The sequence below is a fragment of the Enterococcus sp. 125944 genome (genome assembly GCF_051909435.1).
Classification (GTDB): domain Bacteria; phylum Bacillota; class Bacilli; order Lactobacillales; family Enterococcaceae; genus Enterococcus_D; species Enterococcus_D gallinarum.
In genome coordinates this window covers 142,823-169,423 of the sequence record NZ_JBQASY010000004.1, presented here as the reverse complement: position 1 = coordinate 169,423, position 26,601 = coordinate 142,823, and the positions used below count along the sequence as shown (strand labels likewise).

Sequence of the window (26,601 nt, the reverse complement as noted above, 5' to 3'; positions counted from 1 at the left end):
AAGTACTTTTTTTGCTTGAATAGGTACACTCATAAACAAAAATTTGTAATCAACACATAAAAAATCTTCAAGTTTTATTTTTGACGTTTAATAGTCGGTGCCCTTCGTTTTTTATACATAAACATTAGAAAAAAATAATTATTATGCCGATAATTCTTTTGAACTTTTGGAAAATTATCAGCAAATAAAGAGGTGGAAACATGAAGAAAATTGTTTTGTTGATTGATTTTGGCAGCACATATACAAAATTAACTCTGGTCGATCCTAGCGCCATGGAAGTCCTTCATACAGCTCAGATTCCCACAAGTAGTCAAGAAGGGTTACAGTTGTGCTATACAGAAGGGAAAAAAGCATTACTTCAAACGTTAAAATTTTCTGATCAAGTAAAGATAGAAGAATATTTCTGTTCTTCCGCATGGGGAGGCTTTAAAATGATTGCCATTGGTTTAACTGAGAGTTTGACATTAGAAGCGGCGAAAAGAGCGGCTCTGGGGGCAGGCAGTCGTATTCTTCAAACTTTTTGTTATCGTTTGACACTGGACCAGCTTGAGGAAATAGAACAACAAAAGCCAGATGTTGTTTTGTTGACAGGAGGGTGTAATGGTGGAAATCAAGAAATCATCCGTCACAATGCCCGTCTTCTTGCTCAGCTTTCTACAGAGATTGCATTGATTGTAGCTGGCAACGAAGACAGCTATGGAGAATTATCTAAGCTCTTGCAAGATCGAAATAATACTTACTTTACCGAAAACGTGATGCCTGATGTTAATAAGCTGAATCCTATTCCGGTTAGAAAAATTGCCCAAAAAGTTTTCTTAGAAAAAATTGTTCATTCAAAAGGGATCCATCAAGTTGCAGCTCACGCAAGTGCCCCCATCATCCCCACCCCTAAAGCTGTATTAGCTGCAGCCATGCTATTAAAAGAAGGGACACAAACTTCGAAAGGTTTTGGGAATTTAGTCGTTGTTGACATTGGGGGAGCGACAACAGATATTCATTCTGTTGGAGATGGTTTACCCCAAGCAGAAAATGTTTACTTTGAAGGATTGGAAGAACCCTATTTGAAGCGTACCGTAGAAGGTGATCTCGGTATGCGTTCTTCTGCAGCAAGCTTGCTAAGGTGCATTGTAGAAGATTCCAATCGAATCAGGGCATTGTCTTCTTGGAAATTTACGACCCTTCAAGCTGCTTGCTATTATAGATGTAGTCATCCAACATATGTACCAAAGACACGAGAAGAATGCCTAATTGATCAATTTTTAGCTCAATCGGCAACGGCTATCGCTTTAGAGAGACATGCTGGAAAGATAAGAAAAGAATATACGCCAAATCGTACAATCTACTACCAGCATGGAAAAGATCTTCGAAATTTCCAAACAATCATTGGTACTGGTGGCGTTATCATTCATAGTCAATCTCCTAAAAAAATAGTTAAACCTGACATCAAGGGCATGTCTAATACTTTGCTACCAGTAGATCCGCAAATTCTTATTGACCAAGACTACCTTTTATCTGCAATGGGACTTTTAAGTCAAAACTATCCCGAAGCAGCATTGAACATTCTAAAGAAGAAACTTTATCGACTCAACCCTTAGTTGTGAAAAGAAGCTGTGACAAAAGTTTTGTCACAGCTTCTTCTGAATAAGCGGTTAGTAATAGCTTTTTCGGAAATTCCTTCTCATTTCTTGAAACTGATCACATCTGTCACAGCCTCAGATATCAATCTTAATGATTTACATGAAAGAATTCTTTTAAAACTTGCAACTCATAGCGGTCTCGGTATTGACTAAGGTTGTCCATTGCTTTTGTCAAATAGTACGATAAATCTTCTTCAACCAAATGATTTAATTGTAGATTTGCATGCCTCTCATTTAGACACTTTTCTTTTACCAGTGCTTTGATAAAATAAACGAGACCACTATCACGCGGATTAGCTAGTTGATTTTGGTAACAGCTTGTCTTTTCAATAAACTCTATCACTTTTCCATAATCTTTTTTGTGAAGGTAAATTAATGTTAAATAAGCATTTAACTGAACCCTTTTCCATAATGAAGTAGTAACTTCAAAATATTCATTTGCCTTGAGAAAATAGGTTTCCGCTTGATCATAATCTTTTTTTGCATACAGTGTAATTCCCATATCAACATAAAAAATAGCCAAGCTCGTCACCAAATTATTTCCTTCACACAAATTGATGGCTTTTTGTTGCAGTTTGATAGACTGCTCATAGTTAGACCGCAAACGCTGGATTTCTGCTAGATAATCATACGCGGCAGCAATATTGCTGTTATACTTTTCGTCAAAACGGTTGGCAATATTAAAAATTGTAATCGATTCTTGGATGTACGATTCTGCTTGATCCAAATCACCGATCATCAGATGATACAAACCTTTCAATCGCAATAAAATACCGATAGATTCGTTGTTATTGGCAGTAATTGCTACATCCATTGCCAAATCGATATAATGTGCCATGTCCGTCGCATTATCAGTTTGAATATAGTAATAAATCATTTGGCGATACCCTCGCAATAAATAGGTTGTTAGATGAAAGTCTTTCGCTTTTACGATTACTCGCTGAATATTTTCAATTCCTCGATTATAGTCCCCGGAATTGATGAAAAAGCGACCTTCTAGATAAAGAAATCTGACGAGCAACAACTGATAAGTACTATCTTCTGCATACTGTCCTTCAATTTCTTTAAGTCTTGCACCTATCTCTTTGAATTTTTCTAATTCATTTGGGTCTTCTCTTCTGACCGATTCACGTGATGCCAAATGTTCTTGATGATAGATTGGAAAGAGTTCATGTTGAATACGTAAAAATAATTGATGATGAGAAAGTTCATAATCTAAGGACTTAAGTTCTTGATGCGCCTGACGATAGTGATACCCGATTGCTGCCAATAATTCGCTATCGTTTTTTGCTTCATTTAACTTTTGCTCTAATAAAACAGCAATTTTTTCATGTATCACACGTAATTTCATATCTGATTGTTGTGCATAAATAAATTGTTTCATCTTATTATGTTTAAAACTAAGGCATACTTCATCGAGATAAATATTCTCATTGATCAATCCTTGCTTGATTAAATTATCGAGCGCTTTATAAACCTCTGCTTTTTGACCATCGACTAACTCAATTAGTACACTCATAAATGCTAATTTCTGAAAGAAAGAAATCAAGTCAATCAATTCCACTTCTACAGGCAATAAGTTTACAAACTGTAGACTAAGCTTATCCTTTATGTTTTGCGTTAATCTTTCCAATGTGTTGCTCTCTTCCAATTGATTTAAGTACTCACTAATGTACAGAGGAACACCTTCTGATTCTCTCATAATAAAATCTATTGTAGATGTTTGGAACGTATGATTAGGCAATTGTTTCTCACAAAAAGCCCTGACCTCAAAATCTTGAAATGGAAGTAATTTCAATGTGATAATTTTTTCATAGCGGCGAACGCTTACGATAAAGTCTTGTATTTCCTTGCGAAAGCTTGATTGCAATGTCATGATAAAAATGATATCCCGATGGGGGTTATGCAGAATTAAACTCGTTAATAGCCTAATACTGGTTCGATCCATCCATTGTAAGTTTTCAATAAAAATGACAACAGGAGTTATTTTCCCCAACTGTTGCAAAGCTTCCGATATGCATTGTGCCAAAAAATTTAACTCAACAGAATCAATGGACCGAAGTACGCGTTGTGCTATTAAATCATTAAAAAATGGAAATTGTTGACTAAATGTTTGTTGCCATTGACTAACTTCAGCTAGCTTTTCTCTTTGCAATAAATGGATGATCTGTTGCAGTAGTTCACGCCATGGACGCAAGCAATGCTCTTGTTCCGTTTTATAACAAGTCACTTTGAATAGCTCATAAGGATATTGAATGTTTTCTATGACTAATTGACACAATGAAGACTTTCCCACACCTAAATCTCCGGTAACTAAGACCGATTGAAATGGCTTTTTTTGTTTTAAATTCGCCAAATTCAACTCCAAGCGCTCCACTTCATTGGATCGTCCATAAAAGTGATTCGCGCGTTTTTTTTGACTTACTCGCTGTTTTTGATTGGCAATCTGTAATGTTCTTTGATAGAGCTGTTTTGTTTCTTCACTTGGTTCAATTCCTAATTCATCTCTAAGTGTCTCTGCCAATTCATAATAGGTTTCAATTGCTTTCCCATTGCGATGATTTTCAATATAAAATTGCATCAATAATTGATAATTGCGCTCATCAAATTCATCAATTGCAATTAATTTTCTGATATTTTTTTCTACATCGGCTACGGCATGAAATGAAATGTCTTCTGCAACCTTTTGATAGCAGCATTCTATAAATTGATGTTCATAGAGATTACGCATCTTAGTCAACCATGCATCAAACAGATCGGAATCTTTCAAATAAAATCCTTTTAAAAATTCATCCCGATAGTCTTCCAGATGAGCATAAGCATCCTTTTCAAAACGATACGTATCACTCTCAATGATTAAATCAGAATTAAACGTCAAAATAGATTTATTCGGTGAAACAATAAATTCCCCTCCCAACGAGCGATTTGCTTGATAAATTGTATTTCGCAAATTCTTCTTGGCACTTTTTTCATCTTTACTAGGCCATAAAATACCTGCTATTTCATCCCGACTAATTTGTTTGTTGATCACCATGTAATACAGCAAAGCATTGATTTTTGAAAAAGAAAAAATTTTTATGTTCCCATCCACTTTTATTGTTGGTGTTCCTAATAATTTAAACGACAATGTATGCTCCATCACTGCTCCTTCTTTCAGTTTTACTAATCTTTATTTTAAAACAACCAACCTAATAAAGATACCGCTTACAACACTGTCCATTATAACCTTCTAAACCTTTTATAAGAAAAACTCTCTAACTCTATCACTAGAATTGGAGAGTTCTCTGCAAAAAGATTTCTAACTATGCTGACGTTGCGAGACGACAAGATCTCCAGCCTTATATACATGTGTAACCAAATTAGTTGCAAAAAAATACAATGGAAAATCGATATTCGGTGCATCAAAAATAGTAATATCTGCCGATTTTCCTTTGTCTAGGCTTCCTACGCTCTTTGATCGACAAATAGAATACGCAGCATTAATCGTAACCGCATTAAAGACTTGAATTGGAGTAAGCTTTTGCATAAAGCAACCTAACTGCATAATAAACTGTAAATTTGCTGTTGGACAACTTCCAGGGTTACTATCTGTCGTTAATGTAATTGCCATACCCTTGTCGATCATTTTTCTTGCTGGTGCATACGTGTTTTCCATTAAGCTAAAGGTGGTTCCAGGCAGCAAATTCCCGATAACTTTGGCTTCGCTCAACTTTCTGATTCCTTCGTCAGTTATCATCATTAAGTGTTCAGCACTAACTGCACCTAACTGTGCAGCAATATCTACTCCCCCAATCGATGCAATTTCATCCGCGTGTATACGTAATTTAAATCCCATTTCTTTTGCGGATTTTAACAATCGATAAGATTCTTCGGCAGAGAAAACCCCTTCTTCACAAAACACATCACAAAATTCTGCTAGTTTTTCTGCTTTTACTTTTGGGAGCATTTCATCAATGATTAAATCAATAAACTCATTAGAACGTCCCTGATACTCTGCTGGAATCGCATGAGCTCCCATAAAAGTAGAAACAATATCGATTGCATGCTCGTTATTCAATTTTTTTGCAACTTCCAATTGTTTTTTTTCTGTTTCCCAATTCAATCCATAGCCGCTTTTAGCCTCTACTGTTGTCACACCATGCATCAGCATTTTATCCAGCAGATCTGCGGATTTATTATACAGCGTGTCAAATGAAGCTTGTCTAGTCGCATTCATTGTATTTAAAATCCCACCACCATCAGCTAAAATCTCTAAGTAAGGCACACCATTTAATTTCTTGGCAAACTCATGCTCTCGGCTACCACCATATACGAGGTGTGTGTGACAATCAATTAATCCAGGTGTCGCTAGTTTCCCTGTGTAATCAATAATTTCCGTATGTTTATCAACCAAATCATTGTTTGGCTGTCCTTCCCCTACGTGCAAAATCTTTCCATCCTTGATAGCGATATAGCCTCCGTTGATGATTATCGCTTCACTCATCTGCTTTCCTCTCAATGGTGCACCCTGATCAATCGGACAAAAAATTTGACTAAAATTGTTTAAAATTTTTTCTGCTTTCATTATTCTTACTCCTCTACAAATTATTCATATTCTGAGTATAAAAAATCATAGTCTAACAGAAGTCAAACGACGCATCTCAACCATTCATAAAATTGGAATAAAATTATTTGTGCGGATAGACGTTTCGTTGACACCGCTTACATATACTGAGAATCGTAAGCCGATTAAGAATATTTTATTCATTCACCATTATTATACACTTGAGGAGGAAATATTAATGATTCAATTACAAGACATCGAACAAGCGATGACAGTTAAGTTAGATGACTTTTTACCTGAAAAAACTATTTTTCAAGAAGGCATTCGCCGCGCACCTGATCGCGGATTCCGTTTAACAAAAGACCAGACAGAACTCGCATTAAAAAATGCATTGCGTTACATTCATCCAAAATATCATGAAATCGTGATTCCAGAATTTATAGAAGAGTTAAAGACACGTGGGCGTATTTACGGTTATCGGTGGTATCCTAAGGAAAGAATCTATGGCAAACCAATTGATGCATATAAAGGTAAATGTACTGCCGCAAAAGCAATGCAGGTAATGATTGATAATAACCTTGATTTTGCTGTGGCGCTTTATCCCTACGAACTTGTAACTTATGGAGAAACTGGTCAGGTTTGTTCCAACTGGATGCAGTATCACTTGATTAAAAAATATCTCGAAATCATGACAGAGGAACAAACATTGGTGATTGAATCAGGTCACCCTTTGGGCCTTTTCAAATCAAAAAAAGACGCTCCCCGTGTGATTATCACGAATGGATTATTAGTTGGGGAATACGATAATATTGATGACTGGGAAATTGCCGAAGAAATGGGAGTAACCAATTATGGACAAATGACCGCTGGCGGCTGGATGTACATTGGTCCTCAAGGAATCGTTCATGGCACGTTCAATACCCTTTTGAATGCTGGTCGTTTGAAACTTGGAATTAAAGATGATGGCGATTTAGCTGGAAAACTGTTTGTTTCCTCTGGACTTGGTGGGATGTCTGGCGCTCAGGGTAAGGCTGGAGAAATCGCCAATGCAGTGGCAATTATTGCTGAAGTGGATAAGTCACGAATCGATACAAGATTAGAACAAGGATGGATTTCTAATCTTGCGGAAACTCCAGAAGAAGCAATAAACATTGCTACAAGCTATCTAAATAAAAATGAAAAGACTTCAATTGCCTATCACGGCAATATTGTCGATTTATTGGAATACATTGACCAAAATGATGTACCAGTTGATTTACTATCTGATCAAACCTCTTGTCATAATGTGTACAATGGAGGATACTGCCCTGCTGGCATTACGTTTGAAGAAAGAACAAAACTATTAGCCACAAATAGTGAAAAATTCCATCAGCTAGTGGATGAAACATTGAAACGCCATTACCATGTAATCAAGTCGCTTGTTGCAAAAGGCACCTATTTCTTTGACTATGGTAACTCTTTCATGAAAGCAATCTATGATTCTGGCATTAAAGAAATCTCAAAAAATGGGATTGATGATAAGGATGGCTTCATTTGGCCATCTTATGTTGAAGATATCATGGGACCAATGCTTTTCGATTATGGCTACGGTCCATTTCGTTGGGTGTGCTTAAGCGGTAAACACGAAGACTTGGTCGCAACAGATCATGCTGCAATGGAAGTGATTGATCCGACTCGCCGTTATCAAGACCGAGACAATTACAACTGGATTCGTGATGCAGAAAAAAATCAATTAGTCGTTGGTACACAAGCTCGAATCTTATACCAAGACTGTATGGGGCGAGTGAATATTGCACTTAAATTTAATGAATTGGTTCGAGAAGGTAAAATTGGTCCTGTTATGCTAGGACGTGATCACCATGATGTTTCTGGAACAGATTCTCCATTCCGTGAAACATCAAATATTAAAGATGGAAGTAATGTTTGTGCCGATATGGCTACACAATGCTACGCCGGAAATGCTGCTAGGGGGATGTCTTTGATTGCACTGCATAACGGTGGTGGTGTCGGAATTGGCAAATCAATCAATGGCGGTTTTGGACTTGTACTAGATGGTTCAGAACAAGTGGACGAGATCATCAAGTCAGCGATTGCCTGGGATACGATGGGCGGAGTGGCACGTAGAAGCTGGGCTCGAAATGATCACGCAATTGAAACGTCCATTGAATATAACAAAATGAATCAAGGGACTGATCATATCACTATCCCTTATCTTGCAGAACAAAGCAGCATCGATGCCGCAATCAATGCGCTTTTTGATTAAATCAAACACGGATTATTTTTTCCCAGGAACTGTGATATAAGTACTTTTTAATAAACTAAACATCTGAACTGCATGATACTATTTACGGTGAAGTCGGTCTTCAGCACAATCTTAAGAGAAAGACAGTTCATCATTATAGAGAACGGATACCTTTTGGCTAGTTTATACTTCTGTCACACTTCCTTTTTTAAGTGATCTACTGAAAGGAAGCGAACCATGTACGCACCAGAAGAAATTGTTGAAATAGCAATCAAAAACGGGGCAAACAAAACAAAAAAAACACTAATAGCAAAATGTTTGTTAGGCTTTATTGGCGGTGCTATGATTTCTTTGGGATATTTAGCTTATATCCGAGTATCCGCCCCCATACCACCAAACTTTTCCGGATTAGGGACATTGTTAGGATCAGCAATTTTTCCTATTGGATTAATCGTCATTTTACTAGCTGGCGGGGAATTAATCACTGGAAACATGATGGCTGTAACAATTGCCTTTTACGATCACCGGATTTCTTATCAGAAGCTTGTAGGCAACTGGGTATTGATTACAATTACAAACATGATTGGAGCAATTTTTGTTGCCTATTTTTTTGGTTACTTTGTTGGACTGACGCATACTGATGTCTTTAGAGAACAGGTCATAAAAATAGCGCAGCACAAGCTAAACACTTCTTTTTCACAAGCCTTCATTTCCGGTATTGGCTGTAACTGGTTTGTTGGACTCGCATTGTGGTTATGCTACGGTGCAAAAGATGCGGCAGGAAAGATTCTATCTATCTGGTTTCCAGTCATGATTTTCGTGGCAATTGGATTCCAGCATAGTGTCGCTAACTGCTTTGTTATTCCCGCAGCAATCTTTGAAGGAGAAGCTACTTGGAAAGCGTTTGTTTTAAATTTTATCCCTGTCTATCTAGGAAATATAGTAGGTGGTGCAGTTCTCGTATCTGGATTTTATTATCTTAGTTATTCAGCAAAAAATGCTACTACCAAAGATAACTAGCACAGAATAAAAGAAGATGAACATATGTATCCTCAATACGTATGTTTATCTTCTTTTTAAGACGTATACCTATTCGTTATTTTCCACTATAAAATAGTTCAGCACCTACTTCGCAAATGCATCTTGCCCTCCATACTTATTCTGGTGGATGGTCTCACTGATCAAGTACTCGTAGATGGAACGCGGAATCTGTACGCCATCTTGCTTTGCTTTCTCAAACTGTAGTTGACTGATCTCACCTGGATAATAGACCTCTGATTGCCCTTCTACAGGCGGAATTTCATGTAATTCATTTACCATTTGATCCATCTGTTCTTTAAATGCCGAAAGATTTGTAAAGCGTTTGGGATCAATGACTAGAAACATTTGTCCTAGGCGTCTTTTTTCAGTGAGATCGGCATACATAGAAGATACATGTTTCCCGAAAGGCAGTCCTAACAGTGAACCGGCTAAAATATCCACCATCATCATCAAGCCATAGCCCTTGGCGCCAGCGATCGGTAATAATCCTTTAACGGCCGTAGGATCTGTGGTTGGTTGTCCTATCTCGTCCACTGCCCAATTTTCTGGGATCGGCTGATTTTTGGCTCGGGCATCGAGTATTTTGCCCCACGCTTGAACGGTGGTAGCCATATCAAAAACAATGGGTTCATGTCCCGCTCGTGGCGCAGCAAATGCAATTGGGTTCGTGCCAAAGTAATTGCGGGTACCGCCAAAGGGAACTGCCATTGGATCTGATTGACACATCGCTAATGCGATCAACTCTTCTTCTGCCGCTTTTTTGACATAATAAGCCATGGTACCACTATGACTGGTTTGTTCGACACCGACATAGGCAATTCCAGCTTCTTTGGCAAGATGGATCGCAATCTTCATCGCTTCATTACAGACGTATTGTCCCATGCCATTGTCGCCATGAAAAATCCCTGTAGCAGGGCCGGTTTTCTCAAAAGATAATTTGGGCGCCAATGTGATTCCGCCTTTAGCGATCCTTTCGGCATAATAGTCCATGCGTACAGCACCGTGGGAATGGACACCTGTTGCATCTGCAATAGCTAAATGTTTCGCCGTTTCGCTGGCAGCTTCTTGCGGCAACCCAGCAGCGATCAGTTTTTTCTTCATCAATTCTTCCAATTGAGTAATAGAAAGAGTGACTAGTTCTTCCATCGTGAATCCTCCTTTAACAATAAAGGAGAAGTACCTGATAGTGACAACAGCGACTTCTCCTTTCTCTTATTGATTAAATATCTGATAGTCCAATTCATCCGCAGATTTCGCAATGATCATCGCAGAATAAACATCTGAATTGACATTCAAAATCGTTCGCAGCATACCGACAAACCATTCTACACCAGCAAAAATCGCGATACTCTCGATTGGGAGTCCTAATTGAGGGACGACAATCGCCAGTGAAACGAGGCCAGCTCCCGGAACAACTGCATTCGCCAAGGACACGAATGTTGCAGTGACAGCCACTGTAATCATTTGGATCAAATCAAAAGGCATTTGATACATCTGGGCAATCGTCATCACTGTGATCGCCATATGCATCGCAGAACCATTACTATTTAAAGACATTCCTAGTGGTAAGACTAGATTTGCGATACGGCTGCTTAATCCCAGCTTATGTTGGGCTTCTTCCATAGCGACCGGTAATGTGATGGCGGACGAGGTAGTCGCTAATGCCATAATGGTCATATTTTTCATATTTTGGATCAAGCGCCATGGATTCACGCGACAATAGATCATCAAAGCAACAATCCATATGGCAAGAAACGTCAGTGTGGCTAACCCATAGATTAGAAGATACTTTCCTAGAGGTAAAATGATCTGTAACCCCAAAGAACTGATCGTTGAAGCAATCAGCGCAAAGATCCCGATGGGCGCTAAAATCATGACATAGCGGATGATCGTCAGCACGACTTCATTCAAGTCAACAATGATTGTTAATAATTGCGACTGCGGATTCTTTTGCAAAAAACGATTTAAAGCAATCCCAAAAAACAGGGCAAAAACGATGATCTGAATAATCGATCCTTTTGACAAGGCATCGAAAATATTGGTAGGAATAAAATTGATCAGCGTCTCCGATGGTGAGATTTCTTGCGCTTGGACAGTGTCAGCAGCCGTTTGTGAAAAATCGATCCCTTTACCAGGGGTAAAGAAAACTGCCATTGCGACACCCCAAGCCGCAGCAAGTAAGGAGGAAATCCCGAAGACCGCGATTGTTTTCCCACCTAACCGTGTCAATTCTTTGGGGGCAATGCCCCCAACAGCCTGAATGATTTGCCCTAAGATCAATACCGGTATTGCCATTTGCATGAGCCGTAGAAAAATATCGCCAACGATTTTTAAGTGAACGCCCGCTTGTGAAAACAGTAATCCAAAAACGATCCCCAACAAAACAGCAATAACGATTTGTGTGACCATTGGTATTTTTTTTATTTTCACCTTGATCCCCTCTTTATTTGCGGAGTATAGTCCCTACCTGTTGATCAAGTACAGCTAAATTTTCAATTGAGGTAATGATCGCTGTCCTTGACGCATCCTCGTTTACAAAGCCGATGGCTGCCTGGATCTTCGGTAACATACTGCCAGCAGCAAAGTGTCCTTCTTCAATATACTGTTCTGCTTGCTCGACAGTGATTTCTTTGAGAGCTTGTTGGTCTGGTTGATTGTAGTTAATGTAGATATTATCAACACCCGTTAAAATAATCAGACGATCTGCTTGGACATTGTCTGCCAAAACCTTGGCTGCAAAATCTTTGTCATTGACTGCTTCCACGCCAACATAGTGCTGATTTTCTTGATAAACAGGTACCCCACCACCTCCAGCACAAATCGTGATTACACCGGCATCGACTAGGGTCTTGATCACGTCTTTTTCGACGATTTCTTGTGGCATCGGAGAAGGAACCACTTTTCGGTAGCCCCGTCCGGCATCTTCTTGATAGACACCCCCGGTTTTAGCCATCGCTGCTTCCGCTTCTTCTTTATCATAAAAAGGACCAATCGGTTTCGATGGTTTTTGGAAAGAAGGATCGTTTTTATCCACTCTGACTTGTGTGATTAAAGAAATCACGGATTGCGGCACACCCCGTTGGGCAAATTCATTGGTTAGTGCATGTTGCAACCAATAGCCGATACTTCCTTGCGTCATCGCAACACAGGTATCCAATTTCAGCTGTGGATTTTTTTCGCTTTCAGCAGCTCTTTGCTGAAGCAGCAAATTACCGACTTGTGGGCCATTTCCATGACACAAAATCACTTGTTCGCCTTTTTCAACAAAATCAGCAATATATTTGGCTGCTTGAGCAACTACCGCTTTTTGTCCACTATCACTAGGGTCTTTATCCAAAATGGCATTTCCGCCTAGTGCGATCACATTTAAACTCATTTTACTGTCTCCTTCTCATTTTCCTTCGCTAATACGGCAAATATTCCTAATCCGATCAGCAGCAACACACACGATAAGTAAAAACCGACTTGCATTGATCCTAATGAATCTGCTAAAAATCCTGTGACATATGGCGCGAGGATCGAACCAGACATTCCGATGAAGTTGTAGGCACTAAGCGTCGTGCCTAACGCTCCGGCTGGTGCATTTTTCGTTACAAATGTCACCACGATTGGATCAAGAGCAAGCTTGCCCGTCAATCCATACAAAATCAACACGGCGATCAATATCGTGCGGTCTGTAACAAAGGCAATCGCAAAAACTGAAAGTGTCGCAAGGGATACCAAGAAATACACCAGTTTTTTCGTTGCTCCTGTTTTGTCGTTCAACCGAGCAAAAATCAAGGCACCAGGAATCGAAGCCCATGGGACGAGAGAAGCAATAAATCCAACACTTGCTCCTTCAAATCCACGTTCTGCGATCAAAAATTGTGGTAACCATGTAATGATAACAAAATTTGCATAAATGCTAGTAAAACATAAGATAAAGGCAGCCACTAAATTACGATTAGAAAAAATTTGTTTAAGAGAGATTTTTTCTTTTGGTCCTTCTTCTTTAACCACTTTTTCTTCATCTTCAGGACGGATGACTTTCTCTTTCAATACCGTGTAAAACAAGATACCGAGAATCAATGTTGGGATCGCCATGATAAAGAATGGTTTGCTCCAATGATCGCCATTATCCAAAACAAGTTTACTTGACAATAGATACCCGCCAGAAGTCCCAAAAGCCATTCCGCTGTTGATAATCGCATTCCCAACGGTTCGTTTGTTATCTGGAATCGCTTCTGTTGATAACGCGTATTGAGGCCCATAATACGCACCTTGACCGATACCGGCAAGTGCGCGAATGACTAAAAACAAGACAAAACTCGTAGCTAATCCACTGAAATACGTGGTCACGGCCAGCAGTACAAACCCAATGGCAATGACTAGCTTTCGACCGATTTTGTCCCCAACGATCCCAAAAGGAATTTGGGCGATGGCATAGGTCAAGAAGAAGATACTATTTGCTAGACCTAGTTGCGTATTGCTTAAATTGAATTGTTCTCCGATCACACCCATGATTGGATTAAAGATCGTCCTTGTGGCATACATTAAGATCCAACCCACAAAGAAAATGGCAACAACTTTTTTCCAATAATTGTTACTTACTTTTTCAGCTGGTCGCTGGTTGATAGATTCCATGATTTCTCCTCTTTTCTATTCTAAAGTGATTGATTCCAATGCTAGCAGCATGCCAAAACACAGATCAATGCCCGATGAATGGCCGATTTTCATGACATCCTTTACATCTTTTTCGATCAGCTGCTGATCTTGGCTTTTCAAATCAGTCAATAATCGATAGATCAATGAATTGACATAACCTTTGATAGAGGCGGAAATATAGGCTTTACTGACATCAGTAGTAGACAAAGGAACCGCTAGAGCAGTTGCTAACTTCTCCACTGGTTGGTCAAAGGCATAAAGCATTGCTTGGTAAGCAACCAATAGATCATCTCCGCTAGGTGTCAATCCCTTCCCTCGGCCAATTAGATAAGCAGTCACTTGCTGCCAATCTGGCTCGGGATGCCGCAACGCTTCAAAAATTTCTAAGGCTCGTTTTTCTAAAGGAAGTCCAATTTTTTCTACTAAATTTTGCTGGGTCAGTATTTCTTTTAAGCTGTTTCGCTCCGCTGCAGTGAAGGTAAGGTCCTTCACTTGCAGCGAAACAAAAGCAACATCTGTCAAAGGCAAAACAATCGTTCCTTTGGTACTATAAAATGTCAAACTATGACTACGTATCTTGACTAAATTTCCCGGCTCCACATAAGGCATGATTGCCCGAAACTGTTCTTCAGGTAAATACATCCCAAATCCTGCCAGATAGCTGCGGTAATTATTGATGTTGATCAACTGTTCATTGACTTGAATATTAAATGAACGATCAAATACACTATGGATTTTCCCCATTCCTCCAAATTGCTGGATCGGAGACAGGTAATCACTCGCAACGATTTTTTCAGTCAACGTCGATCCCTAGTTTCTTCGCATAAGCTGTTAGAGCATTTTCAAAACAGCCTAGAGGTGCTCTAACCGTTCCCGCACCAACTTGTCCTACTCCAGCTTCTTTGTGGGCGATTCCAGTATTGATCACTGGTGTGATCCCTGTTTCGACTACTTTTCGAATGTCGATTCCTAAACATGTTCCTTGGAAGTCCCATGTTGGGATCGAAAATGTCGAATTGTGTCCCAGACAAATTTTTGCCATTTCATTCGATGTTTCCAAGGCATCTTCAAAACCGCCGGCACCGACAAAACGCGTCACGCCTGGTGCAGCAACCATGGCCATTGCCCCAACACCGACGGTTTCCGTAATGGCGCTGTCTCCGATATCAGGATTACCGTCTGCTTCAGTAAAGCCGGTAAAGTACAGACCTTTTGGCGTATTGACCGGGGCAATGTGCCATTCGTCCTCTGTTTCTGCGATACGAATCCCAAAATTGACACCGTTACGGGTCATCGTTGTCACTACTGTCCCTTTTGTTTCTGAACGAGCACCGTCAACGATGGCCTTACCGGTAGCCATCATGATGTTCAAGAAGAATTGATCAGTATCTGCTAAGAACTTGATAACTTCGTACTTTTGATCTTCCGGAATATCTGTTTGAATGATTAGTGGCGAAATTTCTTTCAAGAAGTTCAATGAGGCCGCAATGTTTCGTTGGTGGAATTCATCCCCCATCGTGATCGAACGCGCGATCAAGACATTCAAATTGATGCCTTCTTCTGTCAACTGCAATGCTTTAGCGATCGTCGGTCCTAAAACATCTTTGATCCAATCCAAGCGATCAATGACTTCTTGGGAATAAGCACCAAAACGTAACACTTTGCCGATACCCTCGTTCAAAATACAGTAAGCACGATTTCCTGTCAGACGATTTTCAACCACAAAGACAGGCATGTTTGCAGAAGTGATTCCACCCATCGGGCCAACAGCTTGTACATGATGACAAGGCATGAAACGAACTTCTCCGCTTTCCAACAACCGGCGTGCTTCTTCTTCATTCGTTGCCCACCGTTCAAATAACGCCGCGCCAATACAAGAACCTTGCATCGGTCCAGTCATTTCTGACCACTCGATTGGAGGTCCAGCATGTAATAACGTTTTTTGCTGCTCATTTAGTTCAGCAATGACTGTTTTAGCAGGTACCACATCGATCAAGAAAGGTTGAGCATTCTTGATTTTGTCTGTCACTTCTTGGTTGTCCGCTGCAATTTGATCCTCAAAATCTTCCAGTGCATCCAGAATGCGAATCATTTTTTTATTGCCGCTCGCTCTAGGACGCCAGTTAAATTGCTCCGTTTGTCCACCATATTGCAAGATCGATTCATTAAAACTTTGTAAGCCGACATTGATGATTCGCGGTTTTGTTGTCAATAATTCCATCACTTGCTCACTAACCGTTGGTACATCAATCGTTGTCCCCGTGTAGTCTTCCACCGCTTTATCTGCTTCTGACATTTCGACACCTTTTAACAAGAGTGCTAATTGAACAGCTTTCGCGTTGCTTTCTGCTACATAAACCCCCGCTGCTTTCAAGCGATCGACTGCATCTTGATAATTTTGCGGATCTTTCGTGGTTCCGCAGACTGTAGCCACGAAGTAAAGATCACGCCCAGCTGTTTTAGCTGTTGTTTGTGCTGCTTCGATGGCAGGTAGCAATGCTCCGACCATATCTTCATGTGCACCGTAACCTAAAACCACGTCGAACAAAATAATTCCTGTTTGTTCATCCTCTGCATACTCTTCGATTTTTTGAATCCGTACCTCTGGATCGATCATTGGATGAGGTTTTCCTTGCGTATAAATATCATCGCCTAAATCGATCACATCGTAGCCGTGAGAATGCAAAATATATCCTTCTTGCTTGACTAAACCTTCTAAGTTCAACGCTTCCGAAATCAACATGCCCGCTTCAGCAGCTAGTGTGCCGCCAGAATAAAGGCCTTTAACAACTTTGTCTTTGTCTAAAGTGGATACGTTTGGTTTGTCCAATTTTGTAAAATAATTCCGTTTGACAGCTTCTTCATTTGCTAAATCAACAGCGATTTGTGCAGTTTCTTCCAATGTGTGTGCCAAGTAAACTTTTCCTTCATGGGCTTCAGGTTTTTCACCTAAGAAAATAGCAACGACTGGCTTGCTGATACTTTGCAGCAATTGAACGACTTCATCCCGCACTTCTTTTGCAGGTGGCTTCGAGATGACACAAATCACATCGGTTGGTTCATGATTTTCCAGAGCGACGATCGCATCTTTCACAGTGATGGCTCCCACCTTATCACTGAGATCACGTCCACCAGTTCCGATTGCATGTACTACCCCGCCACCTAGACGATCGATGATCGTTGTGACTTCTTGGATCCCTGTCCCTGATGCACCAACTACACCAATATTTCCAGGTGAAACCACATTAGTGAAGGCAATCGGGATACTAGAGATAATCCCTGTTCCGCAATCTGGTCCCATCATTAATAGTCCTTTTTCATGCGCTAATTTCTTTAAGCGAACTTCATCTTCAATAGCTACATTGTCCGTAAAAGAAAAAACATGCAGACCATTCTTCAAAGCCTTTTCCATCTCGGCTGCGCCATATTCTCCCGGAATACTGAACAACGCCACATTGGCATCCGGCAAAGCAGTCAGTGCTTCTTGCCAAGAAGCTGCAGCAGGTTTCTCTTTGTCGTCACCTTTAGCGGAAAGATCAGCTAGAAAGGTATCGATCGCCGGTAAAACTTCCTCCATGATTTGCTCGTCTTCACTGTCGACAACGATCATCATGTCATTCGGGGAAGCAGCTTCTGCTTCAGGCGTCAGCAAGCCAGTGTTATTTAAAATATCTTTGTTTGCATCTGTCCCCATCATGATCTGACTCATTGTCACGCCATCAAGATCATTGATCGTATTCGTCAACAACATGAGATTGATCGAATCTTGATAGTTGTTCTTTAAGATCACTGTGTTTAACATTTGTTCTCCTCCTTTTCTTATATTTTTATTCTAACGCGACTTGTTTGCGTTTTCATTGGATAAAAGTCTAAAAAAATGCTATACTTTTTATCCAAAAGGGGAAAAAGGAGAATCTTATGCAATTAAAAGAATTGATTGAGCTGCCGCTTTTCAAAGATAGCAAGACACTGACTGGCACGATTGGTTTAACAAATCCGGTGGCCTCTGTCATGGTGCTTGAAGCCATCGATATTGAAAAATGGAGTAAGAAAGATCAGTTGATCTTGACTTCATTCTATGCCTTCACGGATCTTTCTATGGATCAGTTGCGTGTTTTTTTTGAAAAGATGCAGCAGATTGGGGTCAGTGGGTTAGTCGTCAAAGTCGATCGCCTGATTCCAATGATTCCTGAATGGATCATTGGTCTTAGTTTTGATTATCAGATCCCATTGATCAAAGTACAGCAAGATGTTAGTTACGAAGCAATCATGTTGGCTGTTTATGAACCGCTTTTGAATCACCAAACACATCTCTTGCGAACCTACTATGAGGTCCGTCAGCGTTTCATGAAGGTTGAACGCAACCATTCGTCCTTTGAGCAGATCATGCAAGAGTTTTATCAGTTGATCGAAAAACCTTGTTCATTACGGATCCCCCATTTGGATGTTCAAGTTGCGATCGGTCAATCCTTTAAGAATTATGTAGTCACAAAGAGTGAACCAATGAAAACCATCGAATTCACAAAAAATCATTATGAATATCTAGAGCTTTTTTCTCATGAGAACAATCAGTATGTCACTGCAATCAAAGTGGATATCATCAACCCATTCAATGACTTATGTACATTGATCGTTTATCAAAAAGATTCTCAGATCCCCGAAGCAAAGGTCATGATTATCGAGAATGTCGTAGACGTTATTTACGAACGGCTGCAAATGGAATATCTTCTAAAAAAAGAGCGCTATAATCGGATGAATAATCTGGCCGAAGCCATTTTGCAAAGTACACCGAATAATTCCGAAGAATTAGCTGCATTGCTGCAAGAGGCACAATTAGATCGTTATGATTACTACCAAGGAATTGCTTTTGCCTCCAATACCTTTAAAGATAAGCAAAGAAAAATAGCTGTCCTGCACAAATTACGGGCATTGAAAACTGCCCATGTGTTTTTTGAGCATCATAATTATTTAGTCGTCCTGTATAATTTTCAGCAGCTAGCCCAAGAAATCAGTAAAAAGAACTTGGAAAAACAATTTGAAGTCTCTCTCTTATCAGAAGAATCTGCTTGCTTAGCAGTCAGCGAAGTCTTCACTAAAGAACATATCAAGGAAATCTTGCCCCAATGTCTCGATGCCATTCGCTTCAACCGCCAGTTCTATCTAGGACCGATCTTAACTTACAGTGATTTAGGAATCTTTAGCTCCTTTATCAAAGAAAATCAGTTGGAACGACTGCAGCAAAGCATTCCCCCAAAGTTGTACCAAATGTCAGAAGAAGACGAGGAATTATTCGCTACTTTCTATACTTTTTTTATCAGCAACCGCAATTACAAGAAAACTGCCGAGGCTCTTTTTCTGCATTCGAAAACGATTCGCTATCGTCTCAACAAAATCGAGCAGTTGCTGGAGATTGATTTGACAAATCCTATCCAATTGGTCAATTATGAAATCGGTACGTATTTATTAGAATTGAAGAAAAGGAGTCGTTTATAAATGAAAACAGACTTTTTATTATCTACCGGTGCCTCAGTTAGTCTTTACCCTGCTGATTCCATTGAGCAAGAGAGCTATCTGATTTACTTGCATGGTGGCGGATTCGTTTACGGCAGTCGGCAGGATATTCCCAAACCATTGATCGAATTGTTTCATGAACACAACTATACGATCCTATCTATGGACTATTTGTTGGCACCAAACAGTTCACTTTCTGAAATTATTGCCGCTACCTGGGAGAATTTCTTGGAATTAAAAGCGAAAGTAATCAAGGAGCACCCTTATCGAATCTGCGGTCGTTCAGCGGGTGGGTATTTGATGATGGCACTGACGAAAAAAATTTTTGCTGAAAAACTGCCAATGCCCGAAAGCCTAATTAACTTTTATGGCTATACAGACTTAGCTTTCATTGAAACTTCTCGTCAGACGACTCAACCACCATTGTCTGAGTCCCTTCTGCCAAAAATCGAGTTAACAGAGAAAGTATGGGATGATCCCCAGTTTCAGCGTTATCTCTTTTATATTTATGCACTTCAGCAACAAAAATTGACTGAGGTATATGGCATTTCCTCCAATCAGTTGACGGATTATGCGCTCCCAGCGGAAGAGCTACAACTCTTTCCTCCTGTTTTTAGTACAGCCAGCAGTACCGATGAAGAAGTCCCATTTCGCTATAGTAAGGCATTAAAGAAAATTCCAGATAGTAAATTTATAGCTGTTTATGACCTGCCGCATGACTTCCTGAAAGAAACAGATGATGACCAAGTCCAAATGGTTTTTTCCCGTTTAAATATCTGGTTAAATGACCACTGACAAAAAACTAAAACAAAATCATTTTTGACAGGCAGCAGAGTGTTATAAAAAGAACTCTCTGCTGCCTTTGATCAATTTTTCTTCTCTTTCAACTTGAAAATCAGCAAACAATGCTTACTTACACCAAGATTGCTGGTTACATGCTATACTAAAAATGATTATTTGAAAGAAAGAAGGATGAATTTAATGGAATTTGTGGGTATCTTATGCCTAATCCTCCTCACAACAACTCTTTTCTCTCATATAGCAAGACGGATGGGCGTCCCTGCTGTAATTGGGCAATTGTTGGCTGGTGTTTTATTAGGAGGTGCAGGACTTAATTGGGTACATCCAGACATTTTAGTACACGATTTTTCTGAGATCGGTGTTATTTTGCTAATGTTTTTAGCTGGTTTAGAAAGTGATATTTCTTTACTGAAACGCTATTTTCGCCCTGGAATGTTTGTAGCGATCTTGGGGATCCTCTTCCCGATGTTATTCGGCTATCTCACAGGTATCGGATTTCAAAGCAGCGGAACGGAAGCCTTCTTTTTTGGTATTGTTCTAGCAGCAACTTCTGTCAGCATCTCTGTCGAGGTACTCAAAGAACTAAATGTTGTTAATACCAAAGAGGGTTCGACGATTCTAGGCGCCTCAGTTGTCGACGATATTTTGGTTGTTTTGGTATTGAGCCTCAGCCTTTCCTTTTTGGGAGGTTCGGGTACGCAAAGCACCCCTTTGCCTGTCACACTATTTGTAGAACTTATTTATTTTGTTTTGATCTTCTTACTTGTTAAATGGATTGCGCCGTTCTTACTTTCTTTAGCAGAAAAGCTCTTTGCCAATGCCTCAGTCATCATCATGTCTCTGATCATCTGTTTAGGTATGGCTTATCTTGCTGACTTAGTCGGTTTGAGCTCTGTGATTGGTGCTTTCTTTGCCGGGATCGCTGTTAGCCAAACAAAAGTCAAAGAAGAAGTGGAACACAGTGTAGAAGCATTGGGATATGCCGTGTTTATTCCAGTATTCTTTGTTAGTGTCGGCTTAGAAGTAGACTTTTCTTTGTTGAATGAGCAATTACTCTTTATCTTAGCCTTTACGGTAGTAGCTATTTTGACTAAACTTGTCGGAGGCTTTGCTGGCGGAAAAATCGCTCAGTTCTCCAACAATAGTGCTTGGATGGTTGGTGCAGGGATGATATCTCGCGGCGAAATGGCTCTGATCATTTTACAAATCGGACAACAAAATAACTTGATCACACCTGCTCTTTATTCACCCTTAGTAATTGTGGTTTTATTGAGCACACTGATCTCCCCACTGATTTTGAAATATTTTACAAAAAAAATCTATTGATGCAATTCGTAAAAGGCAAAACACCTTCTCAACTGAATTGAGAAGGTGTTTTATTGTATTTAAAGCAAAAAAACATTACAATAAAGCTATATAGGATCAAAAGGCCGACAACACATCGTGAAAGGGCGTATTCTCATGAAAATCATCAAGAACTCCATTGAAAATCACCAAAAGAAAAAAGAGCAAAAAAAACTGATTTTAAGAAAAAAGAACTTTGAATTACGTGAAAGAGGAAAAGATCCTCATAAAGGGTGGCACCCCATGGTCGATACCGGATCCGGCGGTGCGAATGGTGCACTCGTTAAAATCAATAGAGGCACCATCGATATTACCGGAAACAATGACGAAACATTCAACTATTTTTTAGAAGAACAAAGACGAGTTGCTGATCATTCAAAAAGGCAGAACTAACTCTTGTTTAGAATGACTGGCAAGAGCACTTTTCAACTGCTTCTACGATAAATACTATTCAATCCAGACGGTCTCAATCAGTAAATATAATAGTCATCGCTTCCTGCCTGATAGATCTCGATCACTAATTTATGAGGTAAACAAATACTGGTTTGTCCATTTTGAGAGATCCAGCCAGTTTTAACAGCAATCTGATCTGGACTATTGTCTTCTTTCACACGAATTTTTCCGTTATTTATTTCGATAATATTATATTGTTTTCCAGACGGAGCATACGTTTTTGTCAATGATTCAATTTGTTCGAGATTGAATCGGTCAACCTCTTGCCCGTTGATTCGAACGATCGCGTAACGATCACCTGTATTCTCCGCAGCTTGTGCAGAGAAAAAGAATGGCAGAAAAGATCCTACAATCAATGCAGCAAAGAGGAGGTAATCAAAGGGTTTTAATAAACGAATAAAAGAATCTAGCAGCCTCATTCGTATCACCTCTTTCTTTTTTTACTGTTTTTTCTTTAAAACAGCTAGTCGTCTAGTTATGTCCTTTGCTGATTTCAATAATTGAATAAAAAGGCATTGGCAAAAATCACCTGATTTTGCCAATGCCTTTTTATTGAATACAATTAAAATCATAAATGATTGGTTGTGCTCATCATGCGTTTCAATGGATGCTTCCTGTTTTTGCATCATTGTCAGCTGTGGCTACTTAAATCGTTTCTTTTTTAATGGTTTCAATCATTTGATCGATTGCTTGTTTGATTTCATCTTCTGTATCGGGTAATTTGCTTGGTACCCCATCATGCTTACCACTGTCGACTTCTCCGGAAAAACTTACTTCATCCCCTGAAACATTGATTTGGTCTTGATACCCTTTTACAGCGATATAGGCTTTGGCAAGCACCTCAGTTTCTTTCACATCTTCAATTTTTTTCATTGTACTTCCCCTCCTGAATCTTATTGTAGCAACTTCTATTTAAAAACCAAATTGATTTGCTTTGTTTTTCCCAGTTTTAATATCTCCAAAAGAAAAACGAAAGTAGGAAGGACTATTTTTCGGATGGAAAACAACACCGTTTTTTTGTTAAAGTATTTGCATATCTTCTATTGAAAAAAAGCTTTTTTCAATTGATCTTTCTATTCGATAGTTGGTTCTGATAATCTACGGTCTTCAAAATAAGCCGATAAATCAATCAATTCATCCTCTGTAAACTGATTCATTTCTACTTCACCTAAAATCCTTTCTTGCAGTGTTCGATCCATTTCCCAGAAATGGTCGATCTTTTTGAAATGGTCAGCCGAAAACCTGGCAAATACTGGATAAAGAATCAAGAAGTCAGTGTATGTCAGGTCCATGGACTCTGTATAATCCTTTACGTAACCTGAATCTAATGCTTCTTTGGTTGGTTCACCCTTTGGCCCAATCAATCCTTTGTGATATAACAGCTGAAAAATTTCTGCTTTAGTGACTGTCGGATCAACTTTCTTTTGGTAGCAATAAGCCTCTTCAACCAATGATGGATATTGGATCATCATTATTCTCTACTTCCTTTCAGTCATTTGCTTTCGTTATGATCGGTTTCTTCAAAAGATATTCCTTTAATGACACATGGTGACTTCGTGTATAATTCCCACTGGTACTGTCAAAATGGATGGCTGGCTTCTTCAATTGTTGATTTCTCCGCCGCCGGTTTTTCTTTGCCTTTGAAGTTTTTCTAGCTGGTACTGCCATTTTTAATCCTTTCTTGGAAAAATAGTTTCGTTAGCTAATTTTTTTCTTGTTCCGCTTGTATTCATGGATAATTTTTAGCGCACGCTTGCGAGTCTTGATATTTGGACTTTTCAAGCGGCGATAAGCACTTGCCAGATCTGTTTTTTCCAATCATTTTTCCTCCTTTATCGTCCTACTTCTCTCTTTAAGATTCATCTGTATTCTTTACTCACTTCTTTATTTCACGAAAAATTGCTTTTCGCCGTAGTTTTGGTGAATATTTTTTTAATTCCAATCGATAGGGTGTGTTGCGCTGATTTTTGCTAGTCAGATAGAGTCGTTCTCCGGTTTCTACACATTCCAATATAATATTATTTCGCATCCTCAAACTCCTTCCAAAAATCTCTTCAAAAACAAAACGTAACGATTACGTTTTAAACCTTATCATAGAAAAGTAGAAGATTCAAGAAGTTTTTTTATATTTTTGTTATTTTATAAATGAAAGATGTTTCATATGAGTCGTTGATCGTTTCTGAAAAAAATTCTATTTAATAAAATACCAGAAATAAAAATAGCTGTTTCTCTCTTTAAAAACTTTGATTTAACAAAAAAAATAAGATACCCGCAAGCTGGTATTTTAGAACAACTTCTTAAAAATTGTTCTAGTAATTATCCAATACTTTACTGGTATCTTGTTTTTTATTATTCGTGTGTCTTCATCCATTCCGTGATAGCCGACAACCGTTCAAGGCGTAAATTGGGCAACCCGCTGCGAGAAAGGCCATGACTAGAATGCGGAAAGAGGATCAATTTCGTGTCAATGTCATTCCGTTTTAATGCCGTATAAAATTGTTGTCCTTGTTCTTGCGGACAACGCAGATCATTTTCACCATGTAAAACAAGCGTTGGTGTGCTGACATGATCTGCATACGCTAATGGTGACATTTCCCAGAGTGTCTTAGACTCATCTAGGTCATGCAGCAACTGATATTTTACGAAAAATGGTCCAATGTCGCTGGTTCCATAGAAACTGATCCAATTGGAGATCGACCGCTGTGTGACGGCAGAGCAGAAACGATCCGTGTGCCCTACGATCCAATTGGTCATAAAGCCCCCATAACTACCGCCAACGACATGAATTTTTTGGGGATCGATCTCTGGATGATGATTAAGCACGTCCTCCACACCTAAGAGCAAGTCTTGGTAATCTTTATTGCCATAATCTCCTAGGATCGAGCGAACAAACTCCTGACCATAGCCTTGCCCACCGCGAGGATTCAGCAAAATCACTCCGTAACCATTGGCTGCATGAACTTGCATTTCGTGAAAGAACGTCTCCCCATAGCAAACTTGCGGTCCACCGTGAATATATAAAATCGCAGGGTGCTCTTGACTGGTCTCGATCGGTGGTAGATACCATCCTTGGATTTGCCAACCATCTGCTCCCTCATACCAAAAACGCTGCGGTTCACTGATCGACAGGTCATTCATCAGAGCTTCATTCGGATCAGCTACTAGTTCTAGCTCGCCACTAGTTAAGTCAAGCACCGCTAGTCGACTTGGGATCGTTGGTGTCGAATAAGTGATTGCTAAGTGGGTTTCATCAATCTTTGCTGCATCAGTGATATCCATTAATTGGTCAAATAGTAATGTCCATTGTCCTTTCGTATCGACACGGTACAATTGCAATTTTCCATGAGTAGTCACTGGTACGATAAACTGTTGTTTGTTGATCCAGGTTACTGAAACACCACGATTTTTTTGTTGAAAATCACCGATGATCGTATTGCCGATGGCAAGGTCTTGTTCATTTGAGAGGTTGACTACTTCCTTTGTTTCAAGGTCCATGAGATAAAGATCTTCCTGGGTAACAAATCCATAGGTTAGGTCATTCCCCAAAAGCAGCAATTGGTTGCCAGATAAAGCAGCAAAAGAATAAGTCCCTTCAGGCAGATCAGATTCAAATGAGTGATGCTGATTCGTTGTCAGATCATACGCATACAGCATACTTCCATAATGCCATTCTCGTTCGGGTTTCGTCTCTGCGGTATAGAGTAGACCTTGCTCTTTTTCCATGATTGCTTCAAGATGGATTTCCAGATCTGTTTCAAAAATAGTTGCTGATTCTTTCGTCGTTAATAAGACTTTCTTTACGCGCGTGATTTTCTCAGATAAAAAGCCCGCACCATCTGCTTGATAGCCTAATTTGGTCGTCATTTTTATTTTAGGAAAATCGTTTTCAGCAGCTTTTTCTTTTGACGTATCGTATTTTTTCTCAGAGTCATCCACTCGTTCTTTTGATTTATCTGCTGAGACTTGATAATAGACCGCTGTAGCATCGTCTGTCCAAAAATAATTGCTGATTCCCTGCTCTGCTACTAAGACAGAAGCTCGTCCACCGTTTAACGGCATAATCATTAGTTGATTTTTTTCTGTTTCTTTCTCTGTCGACAGAAAGCTCAGCCATTTTTCATCGGGAGAAACTTTTAGCTCGGTACTATTTTTTAATTGGTTGCCCCATACCTGAGATTCTTTTGTCACTCGATCAACACTGAATATCTCCGATTCATAGCAATTCTTTTCCTCATTGACTGTATTCTCAAGATAGAATATGCGCTCACCAGCAACTACTGGCTGTGCCACACTTTTCAACTCAAACAACGACTCTTTTTTTATTTTCATTTACCCGCCTCCAAAATTAGGATAATTCCATTATAGCAAAATCCGCTGACATGATG

22 protein-coding genes are annotated in these 26,601 nt (G+C 39.5%); 7 read left to right on the top strand and 15 right to left on the bottom strand.

Features of this window, described 5'->3' with window-relative positions; all coding sequences use genetic code 11:
* The first annotated feature begins 200 nt into the window (after nt 1–200).
* Nucleotides 201–1,595 carry a methylaspartate mutase accessory protein GlmL gene (gene glmL, locus ACTFWY_RS05620; RefSeq protein WP_170081298.1) on the top strand — a complete coding sequence of 465 codons (1,395 nt, stop codon included), beginning with the start codon at nt 201–203 and terminating at the stop codon, nt 1,593–1,595.
* Between the two features lie 130 nt (nt 1,596–1,725).
* Here glmL and ACTFWY_RS05615 read toward each other — a convergent pair whose 3' ends face one another.
* Nucleotides 1,726–4,776: an AAA family ATPase gene (locus ACTFWY_RS05615; RefSeq protein WP_439926398.1), complete on the bottom strand. Its 3,051-nt coding sequence runs from the start codon at nt 4,774–4,776 to the stop codon at nt 1,726–1,728.
* Between the two features lie 159 nt (nt 4,777–4,935).
* Nucleotides 4,936–6,201 (bottom strand): imidazolonepropionase, encoded by a 1,266-nt coding sequence (gene hutI / locus ACTFWY_RS05610; protein ID WP_311828269.1) that lies wholly within the window; start codon nt 6,199–6,201, stop codon nt 4,936–4,938.
* A gap of 217 nt (nt 6,202–6,418) precedes the next feature.
* Between hutI and ACTFWY_RS05605 the strand changes: the two genes are divergently transcribed.
* Together ACTFWY_RS05605 and ACTFWY_RS05600 are read left to right on the top strand one after the other, a co-directional pair.
* Nucleotides 6,419–8,443 carry a urocanate hydratase gene (locus ACTFWY_RS05605; RefSeq protein WP_003125719.1) on the top strand — a complete coding sequence of 675 codons (2,025 nt, stop codon included), beginning with the start codon at nt 6,419–6,421 and terminating at the stop codon, nt 8,441–8,443.
* Between the two features lie 216 nt (nt 8,444–8,659).
* Complete coding sequence (locus ACTFWY_RS05600) at nt 8,660–9,442, top strand: formate/nitrite transporter family protein (RefSeq protein ID WP_311828268.1); 783 nt, start codon at nt 8,660–8,662, stop codon at nt 9,440–9,442.
* A 105-nt stretch (nt 9,443–9,547) separates the two neighbouring features.
* Here the strand turns inward: ACTFWY_RS05600 and allD are convergent, their stop codons facing one another.
* The 6 genes from allD to fdrA all read right to left on the bottom strand — a co-directional run bounded on the left by allD (nt 9,548) and on the right by fdrA (nt 17,909).
* On the bottom strand, nt 9,548–10,609 hold the full coding sequence (allD, locus tag ACTFWY_RS05595; protein ID WP_311828267.1) for an ureidoglycolate dehydrogenase: 1,062 nt from the start codon (nt 10,607–10,609) through the stop codon (nt 9,548–9,550).
* A 66-nt stretch (nt 10,610–10,675) separates the two neighbouring features.
* Nucleotides 10,676–11,893 (bottom strand): dicarboxylate/amino acid:cation symporter, encoded by a 1,218-nt coding sequence (locus tag ACTFWY_RS05590; protein ID WP_219645167.1) that lies wholly within the window; start codon nt 11,891–11,893, stop codon nt 10,676–10,678.
* 13 nt (nt 11,894–11,906) lie between these two features.
* Entirely contained in the window at nt 11,907–12,839 is a 933-nt protein-coding gene (gene arcC, locus ACTFWY_RS05585) for a carbamate kinase (RefSeq protein WP_138371124.1), read from the bottom strand.
* Nucleotides 12,836–14,086 (bottom strand): MFS transporter, encoded by a 1,251-nt coding sequence (locus tag ACTFWY_RS05580; protein WP_311828266.1) that lies wholly within the window; start codon nt 14,084–14,086, stop codon nt 12,836–12,838. Before ACTFWY_RS05580 ends, arcC begins: the two co-directional genes overlap by 4 nt.
* Nucleotides 14,087–14,101: 15 nt before the next feature.
* Nucleotides 14,102–14,908: a DUF2877 domain-containing protein gene (locus ACTFWY_RS05575; RefSeq protein ID WP_138371125.1), complete on the bottom strand. Its 807-nt coding sequence runs from the start codon at nt 14,906–14,908 to the stop codon at nt 14,102–14,104.
* Complete coding sequence (gene fdrA, locus ACTFWY_RS05570) at nt 14,901–17,909, bottom strand: DUF1116 domain-containing protein (protein WP_103301027.1); 3,009 nt, start codon at nt 17,907–17,909, stop codon at nt 14,901–14,903. The genes ACTFWY_RS05575 and fdrA overlap by 8 nt, the downstream gene beginning before the upstream one ends.
* Nucleotides 17,910–18,025: 116 nt before the next feature.
* Between fdrA and ACTFWY_RS05565 the strand changes: the two genes are divergently transcribed.
* The 4 genes from ACTFWY_RS05565 to ACTFWY_RS05550 all read left to right on the top strand — a co-directional run bounded on the left by ACTFWY_RS05565 (nt 18,026) and on the right by ACTFWY_RS05550 (nt 22,156).
* On the top strand, nt 18,026–19,600 hold the full coding sequence (locus ACTFWY_RS05565; RefSeq protein WP_219645165.1) for a PucR family transcriptional regulator: 1,575 nt from the start codon (nt 18,026–18,028) through the stop codon (nt 19,598–19,600).
* The gene (locus tag ACTFWY_RS05560) at nt 19,601–20,413 is read left to right on the top strand and encodes an alpha/beta hydrolase (RefSeq protein WP_311828265.1); all 813 of its coding nucleotides are present in this window, start codon (nt 19,601–19,603) and stop codon (nt 20,411–20,413) included. It begins immediately after the preceding gene.
* Between the two features lie 186 nt (nt 20,414–20,599).
* On the top strand, nt 20,600–21,745 hold the full coding sequence (locus tag ACTFWY_RS05555) for a cation:proton antiporter (protein ID WP_219645164.1): 1,146 nt from the start codon (nt 20,600–20,602) through the stop codon (nt 21,743–21,745).
* Between the two features lie 135 nt (nt 21,746–21,880).
* Nucleotides 21,881–22,156 carry a hypothetical protein gene (locus ACTFWY_RS05550; protein WP_086269038.1) on the top strand — a complete coding sequence of 92 codons (276 nt, stop codon included), beginning with the start codon at nt 21,881–21,883 and terminating at the stop codon, nt 22,154–22,156.
* 77 nt (nt 22,157–22,233) lie between these two features.
* On the opposite strand, the gene ACTFWY_RS05545 is transcribed toward ACTFWY_RS05550, so the two are convergent.
* From ACTFWY_RS05545 to ACTFWY_RS05515, 7 genes are all read right to left on the bottom strand, one after another.
* Nucleotides 22,234–22,635 carry a NusG domain II-containing protein gene (locus tag ACTFWY_RS05545; RefSeq protein WP_081132103.1) on the bottom strand — a complete coding sequence of 134 codons (402 nt, stop codon included), beginning with the start codon at nt 22,633–22,635 and terminating at the stop codon, nt 22,234–22,236.
* A 226-nt stretch (nt 22,636–22,861) separates the two neighbouring features.
* Entirely contained in the window at nt 22,862–23,089 is a 228-nt protein-coding gene (locus ACTFWY_RS05540; protein WP_003125702.1) for a hypothetical protein, read from the bottom strand.
* Between the two features lie 200 nt (nt 23,090–23,289).
* Complete coding sequence (locus ACTFWY_RS05535; RefSeq protein WP_170081569.1) at nt 23,290–23,688, bottom strand: hypothetical protein; 399 nt, start codon at nt 23,686–23,688, stop codon at nt 23,290–23,292.
* A 16-nt stretch (nt 23,689–23,704) separates the two neighbouring features.
* Nucleotides 23,705–23,884: a 50S ribosomal protein L32 gene (gene rpmF / locus ACTFWY_RS05530; RefSeq protein ID WP_003125700.1), complete on the bottom strand. Its 180-nt coding sequence runs from the start codon at nt 23,882–23,884 to the stop codon at nt 23,705–23,707.
* A gap of 30 nt (nt 23,885–23,914) precedes the next feature.
* Nucleotides 23,915–24,034, bottom strand: coding sequence for a putative metal homeostasis protein (locus tag ACTFWY_RS05525; protein WP_021150266.1), 120 nt, complete (start codon nt 24,032–24,034; stop codon nt 23,915–23,917).
* A 58-nt stretch (nt 24,035–24,092) separates the two neighbouring features.
* Entirely contained in the window at nt 24,093–24,245 is a 153-nt protein-coding gene (gene rpmG / locus ACTFWY_RS05520) for a 50S ribosomal protein L33 (RefSeq protein WP_081132107.1), read from the bottom strand.
* A 320-nt stretch (nt 24,246–24,565) separates the two neighbouring features.
* Nucleotides 24,566–26,545, bottom strand: coding sequence for a S9 family peptidase (locus tag ACTFWY_RS05515; protein WP_409535884.1), 1,980 nt, complete (start codon nt 26,543–26,545; stop codon nt 24,566–24,568).
* Nucleotides 26,546–26,601 lie beyond the last annotated feature (56 nt).